This is a genomic window from Fodinibius sp. GM108 (assembly GCF_058386985.1).
In genome coordinates, this window is record NZ_JBYEIR010000004.1 from 66058 (window position 1) to 88581 (window position 22524).

The 22524-nt window shown below is 43.1% G+C and carries 14 protein-coding genes; 6 read left to right on the forward strand and 8 right to left on the reverse strand.

Annotated elements, in window-relative coordinates; all coding sequences use genetic code 11:
- Positions 1–29: 29 nt before the first annotated feature.
- Together ACT3ID_RS08280 and ACT3ID_RS08285 are read left to right on the forward strand one after the other, a co-directional pair.
- A complete protein-coding gene (locus tag ACT3ID_RS08280; RefSeq protein WP_491541544.1) occupies positions 30–578 on the forward strand; it encodes a DUF1697 domain-containing protein in 549 nt (182 codons plus the stop codon).
- Positions 579–592: 14 nt separating this feature from the next.
- On the forward strand, positions 593–916 hold the full coding sequence (locus tag ACT3ID_RS08285) for a DUF1330 domain-containing protein (RefSeq protein WP_491541545.1): 324 nt from the start codon (positions 593–595) through the stop codon (positions 914–916).
- A gap of 70 nt (positions 917–986) precedes the next feature.
- Here ACT3ID_RS08285 and ACT3ID_RS08290 read toward each other — a convergent pair whose 3' ends face one another.
- Positions 987–3860, reverse strand: a complete 2874-nt coding sequence (locus tag ACT3ID_RS08290; RefSeq protein WP_491541546.1) for a M16 family metallopeptidase — start codon at positions 3858–3860, stop codon at positions 987–989.
- A gap of 243 nt (positions 3861–4103) precedes the next feature.
- Here ACT3ID_RS08290 and ACT3ID_RS08295 point away from each other — a divergent pair, with 243 nt between their 5' ends.
- Both ACT3ID_RS08295 and ACT3ID_RS08300 read left to right on the forward strand, forming a co-directional pair.
- A complete protein-coding gene (locus ACT3ID_RS08295; protein ID WP_491541547.1) occupies positions 4104–6713 on the forward strand; it encodes a M14 family metallopeptidase in 2610 nt (869 codons plus the stop codon).
- A 193-nt stretch (positions 6714–6906) separates the two neighbouring features.
- Positions 6907–7569: a DUF748 domain-containing protein gene (locus ACT3ID_RS08300; RefSeq protein WP_491541548.1), complete on the forward strand. Its 663-nt coding sequence runs from the start codon at positions 6907–6909 to the stop codon at positions 7567–7569.
- Positions 7570–8401: 832 nt separating this feature from the next.
- Here the strand turns inward: ACT3ID_RS08300 and metK are convergent.
- From metK to ACT3ID_RS08325, 5 genes are all read right to left on the reverse strand, one after another.
- Positions 8402–9541, reverse strand: a complete 1140-nt coding sequence (gene metK, locus ACT3ID_RS08305) for a methionine adenosyltransferase (RefSeq protein WP_491541549.1) — start codon at positions 9539–9541, stop codon at positions 8402–8404.
- Between the two features lie 167 nt (positions 9542–9708).
- Positions 9709–10638, reverse strand: a complete 930-nt coding sequence (locus tag ACT3ID_RS08310) for a fasciclin domain-containing protein (protein WP_491541550.1) — start codon at positions 10636–10638, stop codon at positions 9709–9711.
- Positions 10639–10800: 162 nt separating this feature from the next.
- A complete protein-coding gene (ruvB, locus tag ACT3ID_RS08315) occupies positions 10801–11814 on the reverse strand; it encodes a Holliday junction branch migration DNA helicase RuvB (RefSeq protein WP_491541551.1) in 1014 nt (337 codons plus the stop codon).
- A gap of 82 nt (positions 11815–11896) precedes the next feature.
- Positions 11897–12733: a tetratricopeptide repeat protein gene (locus ACT3ID_RS08320; protein ID WP_491541552.1), complete on the reverse strand. Its 837-nt coding sequence runs from the start codon at positions 12731–12733 to the stop codon at positions 11897–11899.
- A gap of 93 nt (positions 12734–12826) precedes the next feature.
- Positions 12827–13372: an RNA polymerase sigma factor gene (locus ACT3ID_RS08325; RefSeq protein ID WP_491541553.1), complete on the reverse strand. Its 546-nt coding sequence runs from the start codon at positions 13370–13372 to the stop codon at positions 12827–12829.
- 210 nt (positions 13373–13582) lie between these two features.
- On the opposite strand from ACT3ID_RS08325, the gene ACT3ID_RS08330 reads away from it, so the two are divergent.
- Entirely contained in the window at positions 13583–14344 is a 762-nt protein-coding gene (locus ACT3ID_RS08330; protein WP_491541554.1) for a segregation and condensation protein A, read from the forward strand.
- 19 nt (positions 14345–14363) lie between these two features.
- Positions 14364–16058 (forward strand): M28 family peptidase, encoded by a 1695-nt coding sequence (locus ACT3ID_RS08335; RefSeq protein WP_491541555.1) that lies wholly within the window; start codon positions 14364–14366, stop codon positions 16056–16058.
- A 73-nt stretch (positions 16059–16131) separates the two neighbouring features.
- Here ACT3ID_RS08335 and ACT3ID_RS08340 read toward each other — a convergent pair whose 3' ends face one another.
- Entirely contained in the window at positions 16132–19059 is a 2928-nt protein-coding gene (locus tag ACT3ID_RS08340) for a CHAT domain-containing protein (RefSeq protein WP_491541556.1), read from the reverse strand.
- A 333-nt stretch (positions 19060–19392) separates the two neighbouring features.
- On the reverse strand, positions 19393–22482 hold the full coding sequence (locus ACT3ID_RS08345) for a tetratricopeptide repeat protein (protein ID WP_491541557.1): 3090 nt from the start codon (positions 22480–22482) through the stop codon (positions 19393–19395).
- Positions 22483–22524: the final 42 nt, after the last annotated feature.

The following is a 22524-nucleotide window of genomic DNA, read 5'->3' on the forward strand; positions in this document are numbered from 1 at the left end:
CCATGGTAACATGAAAAACACTTAACAAGATGAGTGAAAATCAAACATACATAGCACTGCTCCGGGGTATTAATGTGGGCAGATATCATAAAGTGTCTATGGCCGATCTCCGCAAAGAAATGAAAACGCTGGAATTTAAAAACGTACAAACGCTGCTTAATTCCGGAAATGTCATATTTAACAGTGGAATGGAAGGGGATCAGGAGCTTGAAGAAAGAATAGCCCGACACCTCGAAAAGGTATTCGACTTTACGATTCCTGTTTTAGTAAGAACAAAGAATGAATTTGAAGAACTGCTTGTCCCTGACCCTTTTGAAGATGTGGAAATATCTGACGATATCCGTCTGTACACCTCGTTCTTGAAAGAAATACCTAAAAATGATCTAAGTCTGCCATGGATTTCCGAAGATGAATCGTTCCGAATCATTGAAATTCGAAACAGATCGGTTTTCAGTGTGCTCGATCTTTCCTCAACAAAAACGCCGAAAGGTATGGGCGCACTGGAGCAGCTTTTCGGCAAGGAAATCACTACGCGAAACTGGAATACAGTAAATCGGATTGCTAAAAAATTGAGTTAGGAAATTTATTCACTATGTCTGCTTATGCTGTAGCTCATCTTAGTAAAATGAACGTCAACAAAGAAGTTGTTGATTACCTCAGGCGGATTGATTCCACCCTCGAACCGTACAATGGCCGGTTCTTGGTACATGGCAAAAAGGCTGAAGTGGTAGAAGGAGAATTTCCGGGTTATCTTATCATCATCGGGTTTCCGGATATTGATCGTGCCAGGTCGTGGTATCATTCTGATGCCTACCAACAAATTGTACCGCTGCGGACCAATAATTCTGAAGGCTATGTGATTTTAATAGATGGCGTCCCCGAGAACTATCAGGCTTCAGACTTGCTGGGTAAATAGTTGTGTTATACAAAATGCACATTTGCTAAAAAACGTAGAACGATTTTGACAAATCGCTCTACGAGTTCAGTTATTCTCTGCTTCCGGTTCCTTCTTCAACAGTGGAGAGTATGTCTCCTTTCTCGGATACATCTACAATATCGAATCCGAGGTTCTGAAGTTTTTCGCGGTGGCTTTTTGCATCTCCGACCACGAGGATATACATCTCCTCTGTTTTAATATGCTTTTTCGCCAGCTCATTTATCTCGTCCTTGCTGATACGATCGATGATTTTGCGCTGCTCATCAACAAAGGATTTATCGAGATTATAGTGAACAATACGCTGCAAGAAACCGGCTTTTTGCCAGGGCGTTTCATAGCTGCGCGCATCGCGCTGACCAATGGAGTTGCGCATGAAGGTAAGTTCATCATCCGTAATACCATTTTGACGGTAATCGGTTAGCTCCTTGACAAACTCATACACCGCGCTGTCGGTAGCGGCAGCTTTAACTCCGGCCGAAGCAGTAAACGGACCGGCATCATCTTCTGAATCAAAGTATGATCGCGCGCCGTACGTCCACCCTTTATCTTCGCGCAGGTTCAGATTTATGCGGCTGTTGAAAGCACCGCCCAGCGGATAATTCATAAGGGTGGACTTGAAATATTCGCCGGTAGCATCAAACGGCAGATCAGTCATATGTCCGATGCGAATCTGTGATTGCGGGGCATCGACCTTATCCACAAGATAGATTTTTGTGTTTTCGCCGGATTGCGGTTCGGGAAGATCGGGCAAGCTTACACCTTTTTGCGTCCACGCCTCCAAAAATTCCAGTTCAGCTGTAATCTCATCCTGATTTACATCACCAACAACAACCAGCTCAGAAATTTCAGGAGCATAATACGATTCGTAGAAATTTCTCACATCATCCAGCGTAATGCGTTCTACGGTCTCTTCAATACCGCTGGTGGGTACTGAAAAAATATGCTCATCTCCATACAGCAAACGACTATAGACCTGACTGGCAATCGAAGCGGGATCTTTATAGGTCGATTGTATGCCTTCGATCTGCTGCTTTTTCACCCGGGAGAAATCAGTGGAGTCAAATTTTGGCCGGTACAAAATCTCTTCTGCCAGCTCCAGCGTGCGATCCAGATTTTTCTTGAGCGTGCGAATATTCATCTCCGTGCTGTTTTGCGAAGCAGACACATTCACCGTACTGCCTATCTTCCTAAACGCCTCCTGAATTTCTTCCGAGGTATAGTTTTCAGTTGATTCATTCATCATTGAGGCCGTAAGGGCAGCCAAACCTGCTTTGGTCGGATCGTTCATATCCATCTTGTGTCCGCCGTTAATCGTTAGCTGCAGATTCACGATCGGAATTTCCTGATACTCAGTGCCAATTACTTTGACTCCGTTATCCATTGTCTGTTTCCAGAAATCAGGGACGCTGACAAGAGGGGCGGGACCGGGCTCAGGTTTCTTACTTCGATCAAAATTGTCCCCAGTGGGACGCGTGTATTCCAATCCGGCATAGTCGGTAGTCGGGTAGGGATTTTCTCCCTCCGTCTGCGGCGTATAATTATCTGCTCTTGCCGGCTCAGTATCTTTATCCGGCAATACACTCTGGATAACAGCCGGCTTTCCTTTGATATATTTATCGTAAACACGCATGATATCTTCTTTCGTCACCGCCTGGTATCGCTCCAGGTCGCGCTTAATATAATCGGGATTATCGGCAAAGGTCTCATAACTGGCCAGCTGTGAAACTTTTCCACTTACACTTGCCAGACCATTGATAAAATCCGCCTCATACGTAGCTTTGATTTTCGTCAAATCCTCATCGGAGACGCCATCCTGCTCAAACTCGTCAAGAATAAGGCGCATCTCTTCCTCAAGATCGGAAAGCGTTTGCCCGGGGAAGGGAAGCACAAACATCGTAAATTCCCCGGCAAGCTCACTTGCGGGATGGAAGACCGAAGCCTGAATTGCTTTTTGGGGCAATACAAACTTTTTATAGAAATAGGAACTACGACCGGTACCTAAAATCTGAGACAGAAAATCCAGCGCCGGCTCATCTTCGTGGAATCTGGGCACGGTAGGATAGGTAAACAACAGCGCGGGGAAGCGGATGTTATTATCCACATAAGAAACATAGCGATCGCTATCAATGCTCACCGGATCCAGCGTCATATCCTCTACCTCAGGCCCTCGGGGTATCACGCCAAAATACTTTTCTGTAAGCTCGACAACCTCCTCTGCATTAACATTTCCGCCGACTGTCAGCGTAGCATTATTGGGTCCATAATACCGGAGAAAAAATTTCTTCAGGTCAGTAACATCAACCCGATCCAGATCTTCAAGCTTGCCGATTGTCAGCCATGAGTACGGGTGCCCATAGGGATACAGTGCAGCAGCATTTATTTCGCTCCAGCGGCCATAAGCCCGGTTATCATAATTTTGTTGCTTTTCATTCTTTACCGTTTCTCGCTGGACTTCAAATTTTTTCTGCGTCACCGCATCCAGAAAAAATCCCATACGATCGGCTTCGAGCCAGAGCATCACTTCCAGCTGGTTGCTGGGCACCGTCTCAAAATAATTGGTGCGATCGCGATTGGTGGTTCCATTCAGCGTACCGCCGGCCTCTGTAATGATTTTGAAATGCTCCTCATCCTCCACATTTTCCGACCCCTGGAACATCATGTGCTCAAAAAAGTGGGCAAAACCGGATTTGTGAAGCTCTTCACGAGCTGATCCCACATGATACGTAACATCCACATGCACCAGCGGATCCGAATGATCTTCATGGATAATCAGTATCAGCCCATTTTCCAACTCATATTTTTCATACGGGATGGCAATTTCGTCTCCCTTCTTTTCAACTTTCTCAACTAATTTTGTCTGGGCTGTTACTACACTAGACAGGAATAGCAGCAAGACAAATAGAGTTGCACTATACTTTTTCATGATTATGGATTTGAATTAGAAATGATCCTCTGGATGATTTTTTTTGCCTCCAAAGGATTTTTGATGAATTAATATTTACGATAATATGGCTCAAAAGTTGTTTGGGCACAAGAATTATTTAACAAAAGGATGTATCTGACCGAAAATTCGGATTAAAATTGCCTTTATTTTTTAAAACATTTTTCATTCATAACCTTTACACTTATAGCAGAAAAACTTTAGGCTAATCAAAAACAACAATTTATGAAACTACGTATACTCCTTTTTACCCTTTTCCTTATGTTGGTTTCGGGAAGCGTTTCGGCACAAAATCCCGCCGACGCCGAAGCGTCAATGGATTACTATTTGCCCCAGAATGTTACCTATGATTCTTCGATCCCTACTCCGGAAGATGTTTTAGGGATGGTGCCGGGTGAATGGCATGTCAGCCATCATCAGCTGGTAAAATACATGGAGGCAGTAGCTGAAGCATCTGATCGCATCACACTGCACAAATTCGGTGAAACGTATGAGGATCGACCGCTTATTTATCTTACGGTCACCTCTCCCTCAAATCATGCAAATATCGATCAGATTAAAGAAAACCATGTTGCTCTTACCGATCCCGATCAGTCCGACAATCTTAATGTCGAGGATATGCCAATCGTAATGTACTGGGGATACAGCATTCACGGAGATGAATCAAGTGGATCGAACGCCTCAATGCTGGTAGCCTATCATTTGGCAGCTGCGCAGGGTGATGAGATCGAAGAAAAGCTGCAAAACAGTGTGATACTGCTTGATCCCAGCCTTAACCCCGATGGCTTAAACAGATTCGCGAGCTGGGCCAATACGCACAAGAGCGAAAACCTGGTTTCTGATCCAAACAGTATGGAGCTGAATCAGCGGTGGCCGAGCGGTCGTACGAATCATTACTGGTTTGACCTGAACCGAGACTGGATGCTCGTTCAGCATCCCGAAAGTAAGGGACGTATTGATAACTTTCACGAGTGGAAGCCCAATATTTTGACCGATCATCACGAGATGGGAACAAACTCTACCTTCTTCTTTCAGCCGGGAATACCATCGCGGACCCATCCGATAACGCCCGAACGTAACCAGAACCTAACGCAGGCGATTGCTGAGTACCATGCAGAAAGGCTGGATGAAAAGCAGCACCTGTATTACTCAAAAGAAAGCTACGATGATTTCTACTACGGCAAAGGCTCAACCTATCCCGATGTAAATGGAAGTATCGGAATTTTATTCGAACAAGCCAGCTCGCGAGGACATGCCCAGGAGAGTGAGCATGGTGTGCTCAAGTTTCCCTTTACGATTAAAAATCAGTTTATGACCTCACTTTCAACCTGGGAAGCCTCACAAAATCTCCGTGAGGAGATCCTGAATTATCAGCGAAACTTCTACAGAGAGTCAAAGCAGGAAGGCTCACAAGCATCTGTCGGAGGATATGTTTTTGGAACTCCGCATGACAAGGCGCGAACATTTCACTTCGTTGAGATGCTAAAACGTCACGAAATCGAAATCTACGAACTGGCACAGGATATCGAAGCCGACGGCGAAACGTTCGAGGCAAACTCCTCTTATATTATACCCTCTGATCAAAATCAGTATCGTTTAATCGATGCTATGTTTGAACGCCGTACTACATTCCCCGATAGCTTGTTTTACGATGTCTCAACCTGGACCATGCCATATGCCTTTAACATGCCGTTTGCAGAGCTGGAAGGATCTTATGACAATGACCTATTAGGCACAGAAGTAGAAGAAATCCCCAATTTTCCACGGGGCGAAGTTGCCGGTGGGAAAAGCGATTATGCTTATGTTTTTGAATGGGATGAATACTATGCGCCACGCGCACTTAACCGTTTGCTGAAAAATGATGTACGCGCCAAAGTTGCCTCCAAGCCTTTTACGGGTGTTACTTCGGGAGGGACTAAAGAATTTGATTATGGCTCTATTGTAGTTCCACTAGGGCCGCAAAAGGTGGAGCAGGAGAAGATTCATCAGTTAATCCAGAAAGCCGCCGGTGAGGATGGCCTGACAGTTTATGCCATCGACACGGGGCTAACGCCCAGCGGCATCGATCTGGGCAGTGGATCTTTTGAAAACCTGGAAAAACCTGAAGTAGCCATTATGGCCGGAGACGGAGCCAGTTCATATGAAGTAGGCGAAGCCTGGCACCTGCTCGATCAGCGTTACCATATGACGCCTACTATTTTTCCGATGGATCGCGTCAATTATGCGGATCTCGACCGCTACAATGTGATTGTGATGGTAAGCGGTAGTTACAGCAATTTAAATAAAGCTGCTGCTGAAAAGATTAAAGAGTGGACCCGAAACGGAGGCACGTTAATCACTACTAAATATGCCAACAACTGGGCCGAGAGAAATGATCTGGCTAATATTTCTTATGTCTCAGAAGAAGAATCCGATGAAGAAGAGGAAGTAACGCCCAAACCCTATGCCCAAATGAGCCGTGATCGCGGAGCACAGTATATCGGCGGATCGATCTTCCATACAAAGTTGGATCTCACCCATCCGTTAGGGTATGGCTTTAACGATGAAGATTTGACGGTCTTCAGAAATAGTACTCTCTTTTTAGAAAAAGCTGAAAATCCATATGCAACCCCCTTGTATTATACCGATGATCCGCTGGCCAGCGGCTATATTTCGGATGAAAACCTGGAGCAGCTCCGCGGCACAGCCGGGATTGTGGTGAGTGATGCCGGACGAGGACAGGTGATCTCGATGGTAGATAATCCCAATTTCCGGGCGTTCTGGTACGGTACTAATAAACTATTCTTAAATGCCATCTTCTTTGGTCAGACCATCAGTGGAGGAGCTGCCAATTAAAGCTTCTTTCAATAGGATTAGTGAGGGAATCTTCTTACGGAGATTCCCTTTTCTATTTAAAGCAAAGAACATTTTAGCTTGACTACTGTTTTAAAAAATATGGGGATTAAATCCTGAATTGTGCTGATGCAATATTATATTTAGGCGGTCATTCAAATTTTTATTTGATGCAAACGCGAACTTAGAACATATTATGAAGCCAGTTTTTCAAGTTCTTGTAGCAGTAATTGTAATCGTAGCCATTGGGGCGCTTATACTTTCTTTTAGCATGGACAGAATGATAAAATCAAATATTGAGCAAACAACCAGCAATATGCTGGATACTTCAGTTGAAGTGAATGATGCCAGCATCTCTATTTTGGATGGAACGGGATCCATTGACGGCATCACCATTCATAACCCCGAAGGATTTAGTAATAATCCAGCGGTTAAGCTTCAGCAAATCAACATCAAAATGGATTTGGCTACCATTCTCTCTGATACGGTGGTTATTGAAAGTATTGAAATTAAACAACCAGAAGTGTATTTCGAGCAAAAAGGTGCAACAGTTAATCTTGAAAGGCTTTCAGAAAGCTTGAATGAAGGGCCATCCACCGATATTAATCTTGTTGTTGATTACCTGCTGGTGGAAGAGGGACAAATTTTTCTAAGCTCTGAGCTAGAAGAAGCTGATTCAGTAAGAACCACTTTTGATCGTTTTGAACTTACCGGTGTTGGCAGAGAAGGTAATAATACCATAGAACAAACTGTTCGGCAGATATTGAGACCCATACTGGAACGAGCTGCTCAAGAAGCTGTAGAACAGGGATTAATGGATGCTGCTAAAGACAAACTAAAAGAGGTTTTTGAGAATTGAATAACAGAACTTGGAAACTTTTCACCCACGGATGAATCCGTGGGCTGAGAATTTTATAAAAGCTCACTTAAGTGAGCTTCTTTTTTTATTCTTAGCCTGATGATTCATCTTCAGGCTTTAGTTACTACATAACAAGCTCGCGCTCCAACTACACCAACGACAACCTTCCTTCGGTTGAGAGGGAGTTGTACTTCAGGTTCTGCGATAAATAATACACGAGGGGTTCCTGCCACTAATAACCTTATCTCCTCCTTCCGAAGCTCTTCCTCGCGAATGTAACTATCTGTTGGAAGCAAGCTTATTCAAAGACCGATCCATCCTAAGCAGGAACTTCACTATATAGCGATGGGTGAAGCTTACAACGTACTAGAGTCGGGAGCAGAGCTCCCTTCAAACTTAAAGGAAAGGTAAACAAAGATTTCTCAATCCGTTCGAAATGACACAAGGGGTGTTTATTATCGCTCGTGCTGGAATAAAAAGTTTATTGAGCCTGTCCTGAAAGGAACTTTGTTAGCACTTCAGAAGCTAAATGTCTGTATTATCCGAATGCTCTGAATCCCTGGATAGTACATTACCATAGGTCGCGCTCCAGAGGAACGCGACCAGACGAAATTTCCCGTTACGCACCCGAGGTACGTAACGAGATAATCATCATCTCGGTGACTAAAAAGAGCATTAAAACAGGGTGTCATCCTGATCCGAAGCCTTCGGGGAAAGCATGACATAGGTCAAAGGTGGTTTTTCAAAGCTCCGTATTTTAAACCAACCGAACATATCCACCAGCCGCAAAATCAGCTGCAGGTGGATTCAATGATTGCTGCAAAAAATGAATCTACAACGCGTTATGAATTTTATCGGTATAATCGAGTTTTTCCCAGGGGAATTCCTTACGGCCAAAATGTCCGTAAGTAGCAGTTTTAAAATAAATAGGACGCTTCAACTGGAATCGATCGATGATACCTGCAGGTGTCAAATCAAAGGTATGCTGGATTGCCTTGGCCAATCTTACATCCTTCACTTCACCTGTCCCAAATGTCGAAACATTAATAGAAACCGGTTGCGGGATACCAATAGCATAAGCCAGTTGCACGAGGCATTCTTCGGCTAAATCGGCTGCTACAATATTTTTAGCTATATGTCGCGCCGCATAAGCAGCACTTCGATCAACCTTAGAAGGATCCTTACCCGAAAACGCGCCACCGCCATGTCCACCGCGGCCGCCATAAGTATCGACAATAATTTTACGTCCCGTTAATCCGGTATCACCGTGCGGGCCGCCGATCACAAACTTTCCTGTAGGATTAACATGAAAAATAGTTTCAGGATCCATCAGCTTGTCCGGTATTACTTCCGGGATAAGATGCTTTTTCAAGTCCTCTTTTATTTGCTGTTGATTTACATCATCATCGTGTTGGGTAGAAATTACTATCGTATCAACACGCTCGGGATTTCCTTCATCATCATACTCTACCGTTACCTGGCTTTTGCTGTCAGGACCAAGATAGGGTAACAAGGCAGTCTTTTTACGAATATGGGCCAATTTCCGAAGCAGATCGTGAGAATACTGCAGCGTCATAGGCATATAGGTATCTGTTTCTTTGGTGGCATAGCCAAACATCATGCCCTGATCGCCAGCTCCCATCTGTTCACCTTCAACCCCCTGCGCGATATCAGGACTTTGCTGATGGATAGACGTTAACACTCCACATGATTCAGAACTAAAACGATATGAATTTTTGGTATAACCAATTTTTTTGATGACCTCTCGGGCTACTTCCTGCACATCTACATAAGCATCCGTCGTTACTTCACCGGAGATCACAGCAAGGCCCGTAGTAACCATCGTTTCTACGGCTACTCTTGATTCTGGATCTTCGCCGATCATGGCATCGAGAATAGCGTCTGAAATCTGATCGGCCACTTTATCTGGATGTCCTTCCGAGACCGATTCTGAAGTAAAAAGATTTTTCATGTTTACAAATTCGTATAAAAAAGTTGAATATTATGAAGCCCTGAAGCTACAAAAAACTCTGTAATATTGCAGACGCTATATTTCACAGAAATAAAAAAGCCGCACTTGAATACAAGTGCGGCTTGATACAAAATATTGGTGAAGTATCTGCCTAAGTAAAACGTAAGTTAGTTATCGGAGGGAGACAGAACACCATCAATAATGTGAACAACTCCATTGGTACCTTGCAAATCTACTGTAACAACAGAAGTTACATTTCCAGCTTGATCTGTAAGGGTAACATTTCCGGCGTCATCGACATCAATTTCTAATGTAGCTCCATTAACTGTTTCTACAGTAGCGGGCTCAATATCCTCTGATAATATCTCTTGCGGGATTACATGGTAGGTTAAGATATCCTGCAGTTCTTCCTGTGATAATCCTGAAAGATCGACATCTTCGAAGGCTTCATTATCAGGAGCGAATATGGTAAAAGGCCCATCATCTTTTAGGGTCGAAACCAAACCAGCATCAATAACAGCATCTTCCAATGTTTGCAAACTATACCTTTTTGATATAACTCCAACTACATCCGAATAAGTGTCAGGAAGAAGCACTTGGTCAATAGCATGAATTACACCATTGGAGGCTTCAATATCGGCATTTACAACCGTAGCATTATCATTAACAACTACATCACCATTTGTGGTGATAAATATTTGACCCCCTTCCAAAGCATCAACTGATTGTTCGGTCTGAAGGTCTGTTGAAGCTACCTCAGAGTCTATAACGTGATAGCTTAATATTTCTGCTAACTGCTCTGTTGATAAGTCTGCAACAAAACCCTCTGGTAATGCTGCAAAAGCTTCATTCGTGGGGGCAAATACTGTAAAGGGACCTTCATTTCCCAGAGTGGCTACCAAATTGGCATCTTCAAGAGCAGATACCAGATCGGTAAAATCATCATTTGAACTGGCTACTTCTACAATACTTCCAGTGTCATCTGCATCCGTTGGGCTGTCATCATCATCGTCACAAGCTTGAATTAGGAAAATTGCCAGCATAATAACGAGTAGACTTTTAAACCTCTCTCTCACATTTTCTATAGGATAGTACATGTTTTTCATCTCTTTGTTGATTGGGTTAAGTGATTACAACTATTGATAAATCACTTCTCCTGATTATTTGTTCCCAAAACTAAAATTATTTTAGAGAAGAGAACGATAGCTCAAGAATGGGTTTTGTGAGCAAATTGATTCTCATCAATCTTTTAAGGAAAACTAATCAAAAAGATCAGCCTCTTTTTTATCAGGATCTATACCCAAATACTCGAACGCTTTGCGGGTTGTAACACGTCCCTTAGGAGTACGCTGCAAAAACCCTTCTTTGATCAGATAGGGTTCATAAACTTCTTCAATAGTGCCTTTATCTTCGCCTACGGCAACGCCCAGGGTGCCCAACCCCACTGGTCCGCCATCATAATTTTCAACAATGGCCTTTAGGATGCGAATGTCCATTTCATCCAGACCATTTTGATCCACATCCAAGGCATTAAGTGCGGTATCGGCAATCTCATCATCGATGGTGTCCATATCTTTCACCTGCGCAAAATCGCGTGTCCGGCGCAATAGTTTATTAACGATACGCGGAGTACCCCGACTGCGTCGCGCAATTTCATGGGCTCCGGTTTCAGTAATACCCATATTCAGGATAGAAGCTGTGCGTAACGCAATACGCTGAAGTAGCTCCACGTCATAATAATCCAGCCGCATATCGATACCGAAACGTGCTCGCAGCGGCGCTGTAAGCAATCCCTTGCGCGTTGTAGCTCCCACCAACGTAAAGCGATTAAGCTCAATTTGAATACTGCGTGCATTCGGTCCGGAATCAATTACGATATCCAGCTGATAATCTTCCATCGCCGAATACAGGTACTCCTCAACCACTGGATTCAACCGATGAATTTCATCAATGAAAAGCACATCACCCTCTTCAAGGTTGGTAAGCATCCCCGCCAAATCACCTGGCTTCTCCAGAACAGGTCCTGTGGATGGTTTTATTTGAACGCCCATCTCATTAGCAATTATATGGGCAAGCGTTGTTTTACCTAATCCAGGAGGACCAGAAAGGATAACATGGTCGAGAGCCTCGTCCCGCTTTTGGGCAGCTTTTATAAAAACAGAAAGGTTCTGAATAATCTTTTCCTGCCCGATAAACTCACTTATGCGAGTAGGACGTAACGATTGTTCAAAATCTTCATCATTGTCAGAAGCATCTAAAAGAGGGTTTTGCAAAACAGACTGTCTAATGAGTTATCTGAAGGCTTACAACTTATAAGCAAAAGTAACTCATTATTTGCAAAGTTTCGAAGCAATATTATCCGTCTTTCATTTGCTGTTCAAAGTCATCGAAATCAACATTGCCGAGCTCATTATCAAGTTTTCGCAGCAAACGATACGCCGATTTGCGATAGATACCATCCATACTATAGACCTTGTGAATAGCCTCTCGTGCATCAGTTAACTTTTCGATGTTAATATATGCATTACCAAGATACCAGTACGCCTTTTCGGTAGTAACCGGCGCATCTTCTACATTATCGAGAACGGCCTCAAAAGAAGTGATGGAATTCCCAAAATGACCGGCATTGTATTGAATTATGCCTTTATTTAGATGTGCCTGAACAGCAGCAGATTCACCGCTGAACTCTTCAATGATTTGATCGTACATCTTCACAGCTTTATCAATATTCCCCGAAATAGCTGCCTCAAATCCACGATTCAGCAAAGAATCTGCCGGAGTCTCATCAGATTTTTGGGATCGCAGAATGGGTGCAGAAGAGAGGTTTTCTGCTATGTTAATTTCGTTAAGCGCCAATTCACTGATATTCTGATTCGTATCTATTTGCAGAATATTAACAGCTACAACAAGAATTGCCACAGCCGCAGCGGCAGCAAGCCACTTTTTGGAACGCTGCAGTGAATAAATGATGCTGCTTTCTTCTGCTGAATCCGGAAGGTCTGAATCGTTTTCAGATGAAGATCGCTTTTGAATAATTTCTTTTACGCCTAATTCTGTTTCCAGCAGTTCAATATAATCGGGTCGCTCAAGAAGCTGTTCCCAAAGCTGCAGGGCTTCTTCTTCGTTTAGCTTGCCTTTCACATAGGCATCCATTTTTTTCTCCAGCTCTATATCTCTCGAAAAATTGTTCATAATAGATTTCTTTATTTCGTGCTTAAAACACTCTAGAAGTGGTATCGTTTCAAGGGTCTGTTAGTAAGACCCTTGAAAGAGGAAATCCTTACATTATAATTTGCTTTTTTTTCGATAACACTCATTTAACTTTTTGATTAATCGATGTTTTCGTGTCCAAGCATTGTTAACAGAGATACCAAAGTGATCGGCTACTTTTTTTGCATGAGCATCCGGATGATCAAACCAGTATTGCATAAACCTTTGATATTTTTCTTTTAGCTGATCTAAACACCATTCTAAAAGTTGCTGCTGTTCTTTATCAAGAATCGATTGCAGCTGACGTGGTTTATGCTGATGTTCATCAGGAATTTCATCTATCGATTCTTCGCGCTGTTTCTTCTGCATTTTTAAATAGTTATTCCGGCAGGTAGACAAGACATAAGAAACAACACGATCCGGGTTTTCCAGTCGTCCCTCTTTGATAACTTCTATAGATGTCAACAGCGAATCCTGAGCACAATCTTCGGCATCAGCTCGGCTGGCATTCATATGAGATTTCAAAAAAGCCATTAGTCGGGGTCGTAACGCCTCGATCAACTCATTCACCTTTTTGGAATCCCCCTCTTGCAAAGCTGTAACTAATTCTGAAAAATTCATATTTATATCCCTTTCAAAACCAACTGTAGCTAAAAGTATAAAAAGTTAGGCAATAAACAACAGTTGCATTAACTTAAGCCGAATTATTGATGAAAATAAGACGCAACTTTGGAGTGAATAGTACGAGTTAAGTGGGAAAAGCTTCAAAAATTTCCTTTTTTCATAGATGAGTAATAATATCTGCAGGTAAGATCATCCAAGTCAGAATTAATGTATCGCGTACAGCTTAAAAATTTCGAAGGTCCGCTCGACCTGCTGCTCTTTTTTATTAAAAGAGATGAGCTGGATATTTATGATATTCCTATCTCTTATATCACCAAGCAGTTTTTAGAATATTTAAATCTGATGGAGGAGCTGGATCTTGATGTTGCCAGTGAATTTATCCTCATGGCCAGCATGCTGATGTCGATCAAAGCCAAAATGATGCTTCCCCAGGAAGATTCCGATGAAGAGTTGGATGAACATGATCCGCGCTATGAGCTGGTGCAGCAACTGTTGGAGTATAAGCGCTACAAAGAGATGGCCGGCAAAATGGAGAATATTGCCGAAGAGGCACAAAAGAGGCGTTTTCGCGGTTATCACGAGATCGACCAGGTAAATAAACAATCACAACAAGCATCAGGGGAAGCTCTACAGGATGTCACAATGTTTGACCTGATGTCGGCGTTCAAGAAAGTGCTGGCTGATATCAAAAAGCAAGATGCTATCCATCGCGTAGAAAAAATTGAGTTTAGCATTGAAGATCAGACGGAATATGTGCTTAACCGCCTGCAGGAAAGCGGTCGTACATCCTTTCGGGCGATGTGTATAGAACTAAAAAACAGAACACAAATTGTTGTTACTTTTCTGGCGATACTGGAAATGCTTAAAGAACGTCAAATCAATCTCTATATTGAAGATGATGATCCAACCGCTTTTCATCTGGATTTAAAACCCGTAGACGAGATAATACAGACACCGGAATCAACGTAACACAACAATCACCAAAAATATGCAATCAAGAGTAAAAACTAATCTTTTGGGACTGCTCATTCTTATTGTGGGCTGTACCGGATCCCAAACATCAACAGAAAAAGAATCGCATAATCCCAGCACCGATACAGAACAGCTGTTAACATTTCAGGATAACATCAGCGTTGACTTCTTAAAGCAACATCTCTCTGCTTTTGCGGCCGACTCTATGGAGGGGCGCGGAACAGGCACAGAAGGACTGGAAAAAGCTGCCGAATTTCTGTCAAGGCAATATCGTGATATGGGGCTACAGCCTGTTGGTGACAACGGAACCTACTTTCAGAACTTCAAGCTGAATGCTACGCAAAACGACAGTATTGTTTTTGAAACATTCGTCGAGCAGAATGGCGAAAAAGAACTTCTCGACCGTTCGGTAGCCAGTGAATCCAGCACGGCAAATTATATCCGCGGCTTTGGCGGTACCGACTCGCTTTCTGGCGAAATAGTATTTGCAGGATTTGGCGTAGATGATACGGCAAGAGGTGTTGCTCATCTCGAAGAGGCTGACCTGAAGGGGAAATGGGTGATGGTATTTCAAGAAATTCCGCATGTTGTCGAAGGTGATACGCTCGTCAATCCATCCATTGATAACCGCGCTCGATTTCAGTCGATTGTTAAAAAAGGAGCAGAGGGCATCCTATTGATTCCGGAGATGAGTGCCGAAGAGTTCAAAGCCACAGCCAAGGAACAACAGTTTGATTTTAATAAACCTTCGAGCATGCAACTGGCTTATCGTAATAACGGATCTGGCGGATTTTCCGGTGGATACAATTTAATAAATCCTGAATTGGCAGCTCGTATGCTAAATGTTGATTCTATCGAATCATATAGAAACAATGTGATTGAAAATATTACCGATTTTGAGCCGCAACTGTTGGATTATAGTCTGAATCACATCCCATATTCAGAAGAGATCACAATCGAAACACAAAATATCGCGGCCTATTTTGAGGGCGCCGATCCGGAGTTAAAAGATGAAGTTGTTGTACTGACATCTCATTATGATCATGTAGGGGTTGGTCAGCCCGACTCGACCGGTGACCGTATCTATAATGGAGCTGATGACGACGGCAGCGGTACGATTGGGCTGTTGAATATTGCACGGGCACTTTCAGAGGCGGCCGACAATGGCGTGAGGACAAAACGAAGTATTTTGTTTCTTAATGTCTCTGCTGAAGAAGTAGGGCTGCTGGGTTCACGCTACTATTCCGACCATCCTATTTTTCCGATGGATAAAACCATTGCCAATATCAACGTTGATATGATTGGGCGTGTTGATGAAGAGCACGAAAAACAGGGGATTGAAGAGTATGCCTATATCATCGGGGCAGAAATAATTTCTTCGGAGCTTGACAGCCTGATTAAAGTAGCAAACAACCAGTCAGGACAAATTGAGTTTGACAAAAAATACAATGACTTAAACGATCCCAACCAGTTCTATCGTCGCAGCGATCACTGGCACTTTGGCCGAAAGGGTGTGCCGTTTGTATTTTTCTTTACCGGAATTCACGAAGACTATCACCGTCCATCCGACGAAGTGCACAAAATCCGTTTTGAAAAAATGGCTGAGATTGTCCGCACGATGTATGCCTCTACCGTAATCATAGCTAATACTGAAAACCCACCAGCTGTGGATAATCAGGAGTTTATCGAGATTACGAAGAGTGATAATTAGGGAATAGGGGAATAAGGATATAAGGCTCCGTAATCCCTTATACCTTATATCCCAATATCCTTATACCTAAACTCTACCGTCCAACCACAATAAACGGGGCCCAATAGATCGGGTGATTAAAAAGCGGATGTTTGATCATTCGCAGTTTGGCCTCTCGCATTGCAGATGCTTTTTGTCCGAAAGGAATCGATTCATCCCAGCCAACCCACCGCAGCATACTGGTGGTCCAGCTTTCTTCTGAATTGCTGTTGATAAGTGATTTGTAAAACTCATTCATAAATACAGCGGTAGAACGATCATAAACATTCCAGAGACTTACCACGACCGTAGAAGCACCGGCATAGAAAAAGGAACGCTGCATACCCAGCATACCTTCCCCATCCACAATCTTACCCAGCCCGGTATTACAAGCACTCAAAACTACCATTTCCGAATCTATATCAAGTCCGAAAATCTCCGACGTCCGCAGCAAACCATCCTCTTTCGAAGAAGGGGTGATCTCTCCCTTGGCAGAAAGAGCCAGGCCACTGCGATTGGGACGCTCTTCATCAATAATTCCATGTGTCGCCATATGAATATATCGGTAGCTGTTTTGACGCAGAAGCTCTTTCAGTGCTTCTTCAGACACTTCATCATCTTTGAGAGTAGAAGCCTGGGGAAAGTGAGTCGCAATGGAATCGACTTCTATAACAGTTGAGGGCAAGGCCGCCAGGTTAGCCGATCGTATGGCATTATTATTCTCTCCTGAAATTTGAGAACCCGCCACGGCCAGCAGCTCTTTGCGATTTAGAGATTCCGGTTCATCCAAGAGCGTTAACGTAGTGAGGGAGGGTTCATACTTGATATTAAAATTTTCAACCAGGTACTGATCACCCTGTGAGATAGCTTCAAAAGGGAGATAGGCCAGTGCACCATCAGGTATAATAATTAAGTTATTAAATTTATCAAGCGTCTCCTCAAAGGGTTTTAGCAATACATTATACAGCTTTCCAGACTGCGACCGGAGCTCCGCCCGTGAAGCATTTGATATGATTGCGTCTTTAAAATCAGTAACCCGCTCGGTCAATTCAGCCCCTAACTCTTCTTCAGTAGGTAGTGCAAATTGCTCTACATGAACATCATTCTGACTGATTAGGAACATCAGAAGCTGATTACCCGCCAAAGCATATTCCAGCACTGCCGTATTCTCATCTACAGCTCGCTGGGCACGATCGAGTGATATTGGGTTGGGCATGTCCAGTGATTTATACTCAGGATATTCACTGTGGACCTTGTTTTCGTAAGCTGCAAAATCAAGTTCAGCCATGCGAATCTGATCCTGGAGTTTTGCCCGCCGCTCTTCATCAACCGTGCGTTCAAGTTCGGAGTACAGTGAATTAATACGATTGTTTTTCTCATTACGCGTAACCCGTACTTCTTCAGGTAGTTTCTGATCTATATTCTGGGATGCCTTGGCCAACTCCTCACTAAGTGACCGTGCTTTCGCCTGCTCAACAAGTTTATAGGCTCGGGCAACGTCTGATTCGTACTTTAACATCCACGAGGCCAGTTCCGCATAAAAGTCAGTATGGCGCCCAAAAAACCCAGATCGTAGCTCCGAAGTAGCCCCGGCATTAGAACGCTGTTCTTCAATAAGATCGATAACCTGTTCTCCGAAGTAAATAGCACTGTCAGAATCCATTTTATTGTACTGGTAAGCAAGGTCCTCCAGAGAACTCAACTTTTTGGACGGAGAAAGATAGTCGCTGTAAGCCAAGGCTTTTTTATAATGACTGATCGCGTCGCCGTGATTTCCCAGTTGTGCATTTATTTGTCCCCAGTACCGTGCTGCAAAAAGACGGATTCGGTAGTTATCTGTTGAATCCGCAGTAGCTTGTATTTCACTAGTATATTGCCGGGCCCTTTCGTAGTCATTATCTTTTAGTGACAGTTCGACCATGGTGTTAAGGGAAGAAGCAATGTCGAAGGGATTACCTGCTTGTTTACGAAGCTCCAGGGCTTTATAGTAGTATGGTTCCGCTTCTTTGTATTTTTCCTGGTCCCAAAGAAGTTTACCGACATTTTTTGTGGTGGTGGCAATGGAAGCAGGATCTGCATTTTCTTCTTTTATCGCCAGACTTTGCCGGTAGTAGTCCATAGCTTTATCATATTCTCCCAGGTTTTTATACAGCAATCCGATGTTGTTAAGCACGTTAGCTATTCGAAGGGGAGTCCCTGCCTGACGGCTTAGTTCAAGACTTTTTTGATAGGAAACCAATGCCTGATCATAATTACCTAGTTCCCGTTGAATACTTGCAATGTTATTATACGTTGATGCCAATAAACTGACATCACCTAAATCTTTTTGAATTGTGAGAGCTTTATAATAAAACTCAAGAGCTTCATCATATACATTCAGGTCTCCGTAAATCCTGCCCAGGCTATTTAAAGTCATTGAAATATTTCTTTCCCTGTTCAATCCCTCAAAATAAGGAAGGGCTTTTCTTTCCTGGTCAATGGCTTTTGAATAATTGCCGCGGGCTCTATGCAGACTACCCAAATTACTGTGGACAACCCCGATAAGAAGACTGTCACCAGATTGTTCTGCCAATGCCAATGACTTGTGATAGTACTGTTCGGCTTGCTCAATATTGCCGGCACGTCTTGACGACAACCCCATGCTATTAAGGATATCCCCGCGGTTGTAGGCATTGTTAGCTGGATGATCTATATCAAAAAGATCTTTGTAGAGCTCCATTGCCTGGTCATGTTTGGAGCGCCACATCATAGCGCTGGCATATTCTTTCCCCGCCTCAAGTATCAAAGCAGTATCCTGGAATTTCCGATATAAATTATAGGCTTCACCGTAGTAGAATTCGGCCTCCTCCATATTTCCCCCAATGTCATATCGCTGACCAGTCTGGAACAGGGAGTCAGCCAGTTGAACGGACTGCCCCATGGAAAGATGGGGAAGAACAAAAAGAGAAACTACAATTAATAAAAGCCGTTGAATACCATTCATTTGTCGACAATCGTATTGATCACAGATCTGCTAATACCGTGGATATATACATAGATAACCATTAAAAGTAAACAGCTTGAGATTGATGATAAATAATTGAACCTTAGGAGTACCTCTCGTATTTGGGAGTGCATATCAACCAATTTAAATAAAACCAGGAGATCATTATGTTCGACCTTTTAAAAGAAAATCCTTTCTCGTCAGTTCTATTCACTATGCCGGATCAAGACAATGGTTCTACCGATGAAGATGATGACGATACTAGCAAATAACAATTAACTTAAATAGTTAAAGCCATGCCTTTTCGGTATGGCTTTAATTATTTCAAGGAAATTATTGCCCCCTCCCAATTATTATAAATGGAGCCCAGTATTTAGGATGTGAGTAGAGGCCATTATTGATCATATTGCGTTTTGCTGTCCGCAGTGCTATCGCCATTTGCTGATCTTGGTTCTGCTTATAGAAATCCACCATTATTCGGGCTGTGGAACGATCGCTCACATTCCAGAGCGAAACCAGTAGATTTCGGGCGCCTGCGTATTGAAAAGCCCGGCTGAGACTTATCATTCCTTCTCCCTCTGCAATCGCCCCGAAGCCTGTTTTACAGGCACTGAGTGTAACAAGGTGAGCATTGAGCTGCAGGTTGTAAATTTCATTGGCATAAAGGGTTCCGTCCTGGCTGTTATTGTCTGTAGCGCTGAACAAGATACCTGACCGCTCCGGCTCGCTTTCAGATACAAAAGCATGAGTCGCCAAATGGAGATATCGGTAACTATCCAACGGCAGATTTTTGAATGTTGATTCAGATGCCGTATCCCCGATAAAAACATCTGTTTCGTTCTGCTTTGGTTTTAGAAAAGCCCATAATCCACCATTGTCATCAAATAAATCTTTCAGATCTTCGACTTCTTTTTTGCTGAGCGGCAAAGATGAAAGTGAGGGCTCATAATCGGGATATAATTCACGTTTTTCAGAAGTAGTAATTCCGCTAAAATCCGGTGCGAAACCAGCTAGCTGCTTTTCGTATTCAAGATTATCAGCCGATCTGCTCAGTTCCAGGAAACCCGCTGAAGACGCATAGTTTATTGAATGATCCAGCAACAGATATGGGAGGTTGTGAAAACGCGCCGACTGTGGCTCGGTGACTTCATCTGATATAAGAGTTTCAAACGGCAGGTAATGCAATGCTCCGTCTGGTATTATTAACAGATTTTTTCCATTTATGAGATCAGCAATGGGAAGGATGAGTTTGTTATACAGATTGTAGCTTTTTTCGGCAAAATCTGAAGGTGAGTTAGTCTCTAAAATAATTTTTCGGAAATCCTGGATATCCTGCTGAAGAACTGAATTATCAGCATTCAGATTCCGGATTTCAAAAGAGTTTCTCGAAATGATAAAAGCAAAAAGTGATTCATCACCAAAAAAATATGAAATCATCACTTGGTCTTCCGCTAATATATTTTTTTGGATCTCTTCTGCACTCGTAAGCACCGGCGAATATTTCAGTTCATGATATTTGGGATACCAAGATTCAAGGTGCCGGATATGTTCTTCCAACTTTTTGCGAAGATGAAACAGAGAATCCTGAAGTGCTACCCGCTGCACCGAATCAGCTTCCTGTGGTGTTTCTGCCAGATCAGATAATTCAGCCTGTAAATTATTTATTTGTATCTGCAGCGATTGCTCTTCATCGATAAGCGAGTCGGGAATCTGAGCCAGATCACGCGCATTGATTCGTTGCACCTGCTCCAATAAAATCTGGTTTCGGCTCTTTTCAGCAAAATAGAAAGCATACTCCTTATATTGTGGATCAGCTGTCTGCTCTTGCAATAGATAGGCGGTTTTAAATCCCTGCTTATAAATATCGACTGTACGTTTCCGAAGCAAAAATTTTGACTTTTCCCGACTGTAGCTCTGCTGGAGATGATCAATGAGCTTCACGGCTTGCAGGTGTGTTTGCAGAGATCGTTCAAGCAATTCTCTGCGATTTGATTCTTCACCATACGTCAAGAGCGTTTTTCCTTTCGAGGATAGTGTTTCTAATAACAAATAGGGATATGCCATCTCCTGAAAAGGTGTATTTTGATATCCGCTCTCTGCGCTAAAACTCCCTATAAAAACCTCCAATGCTTTTTGGTATTGGTTGATCGCCAGATCATAGTTTTCAATTTTGGCGTACGTATCCCCAATTTTCCTGTAAGTATCACCAATAAATGGATGATCACCACCCATTGATTCAAGGTTGATATTCAGATCTTTCTGGTAGTATTCCAGCGCCAGCTCATACTCTTCTTTGGCTGCATACGCTTCACCCAGATTAGCATACACGTTGGCCAGCTCGGGGTGTCCCTCGGCAAATTTCTTCAGATGCCGAGCCTCTGCCTCTTTGTTATATTCAATGGCGCGGTCGTATTGTTGCATATCGTAATAGATGGCACCCAAATTTTGATAACCGATCGCCACATCAGGATGATTTGCCCCCATTACCTGCTCTTTGATTTCCAGCGCCTTCTCGAGGTATTCAGTGGCTTTTTCCAATTCACCGATCTCTGAGTAAACAATTCCCACATTGTTATATCCCGCGGCTACCAAGCTGTGTTCTTCTCCATAGAATTTGGCCAATACATTTACCGCATTTATAAAATAATCGAGGGCGCGCTGGTAGTCACCCTGATAGTAATAAGAAATTGCTATATTGTTTTGCTTTCTGGACAAGTCAGGATGCTGCGCCGGCAAAATCTCCCGATCTATCTCCAGGGATTTCCTGAAATATTTTAAGGCTTGCTTTATATTTCCGTCGTGTCGATGAGATTCGCCATAGCTGTTATAGATTTTGCTTAGCAGGCGTCTGTTTTTAACTCTGTTGCGGCTATACAGAGTCAATGCCTGAGCCAATTGATCAATTGCTTTTTGCGAATTGCCCTGCGCTATTTGTACATCCCCAATCGCATGCAACAGTTTAATCTTTAGCGGAATGTAATCCTCGGAAGCATTTGACACCAGTTCCAATCCCTTTTCGGCCCATTCCAGTGCATCCTCATAATTCGCCTCTAGTTCGGCGATAACAGCTTTCTGATAATGGTACTTAATCTCAAGAGCCGGCGCTTCTAATCCTTTGGATTTAAGAACTGAGAATGCTCTGTCCAGATGTTCAGCGGCTTCTTTGAGCTGGCCCTGCTCACTTTTGTTCAGACTGATTTTATACAGTACCTCAGCCTTTTCGTGCCAATCCCCGTGCTGATCAAAAAGGTCGGCAGCGTGTTGATAAAGAGCATTCGAGGAATCAAAACGGGCAACCTGGCGAAGGGAATCTGCTGTTTGAACCACTGATGCTTCAGATCTTTCGGGAAGATCACGAGACTGAGTCCATCCAATTACCGGAAGTGCAAATAATAACACACCAATAAGCTTCCCGGAATCCATAATTCCCCCAGCTAAAACCCATTTAACTGTAAGTTTAGTACA

What these genes read in the sequence shown, in the direction of transcription:
- ACT3ID_RS08285 (WP_491541545.1), top strand. Translation starts at nt 593, where the DNA reads ATGTCTGCTTATGCTGTAGCTCATCTTAGTAAAATGAACGTCAACAAA.
- ACT3ID_RS08300 (WP_491541548.1), top strand. Translation starts at nt 6,907, where the DNA reads ATGAAGCCAGTTTTTCAAGTTCTTGTAGCAGTAATTGTAATCGTAGCC.
- ACT3ID_RS08340 (WP_491541556.1), bottom strand. Translation starts at nt 19,059, where the DNA reads ATGAATGGTATTCAACGGCTTTTATTAATTGTAGTTTCTCTTTTTGTT.
- metK (WP_491541549.1), bottom strand. Translation starts at nt 9,541, where the DNA reads ATGAAAAATCTTTTTACTTCAGAATCGGTCTCGGAAGGACATCCAGAT.
- ACT3ID_RS08280 (WP_491541544.1), top strand. Translation starts at nt 30, where the DNA reads ATGAGTGAAAATCAAACATACATAGCACTGCTCCGGGGTATTAATGTG.
- ACT3ID_RS08345 (WP_491541557.1), bottom strand. Translation starts at nt 22,482, where the DNA reads ATGGATTCCGGGAAGCTTATTGGTGTGTTATTATTTGCACTTCCGGTA.
- ACT3ID_RS08330 (WP_491541554.1), top strand. Translation starts at nt 13,583, where the DNA reads ATGTATCGCGTACAGCTTAAAAATTTCGAAGGTCCGCTCGACCTGCTG.
- ACT3ID_RS08295 (WP_491541547.1), top strand. Translation starts at nt 4,104, where the DNA reads ATGAAACTACGTATACTCCTTTTTACCCTTTTCCTTATGTTGGTTTCG.
- ACT3ID_RS08335 (WP_491541555.1), top strand. Translation starts at nt 14,364, where the DNA reads ATGCAATCAAGAGTAAAAACTAATCTTTTGGGACTGCTCATTCTTATT.
- ACT3ID_RS08310 (WP_491541550.1), bottom strand. Translation starts at nt 10,638, where the DNA reads ATGTACTATCCTATAGAAAATGTGAGAGAGAGGTTTAAAAGTCTACTC.
- ACT3ID_RS08320 (WP_491541552.1), bottom strand. Translation starts at nt 12,733, where the DNA reads ATGAACAATTTTTCGAGAGATATAGAGCTGGAGAAAAAAATGGATGCC.
- ACT3ID_RS08290 (WP_491541546.1), bottom strand. Translation starts at nt 3,860, where the DNA reads ATGAAAAAGTATAGTGCAACTCTATTTGTCTTGCTGCTATTCCTGTCT.
- ACT3ID_RS08325 (WP_491541553.1), bottom strand. Translation starts at nt 13,372, where the DNA reads ATGAATTTTTCAGAATTAGTTACAGCTTTGCAAGAGGGGGATTCCAAA.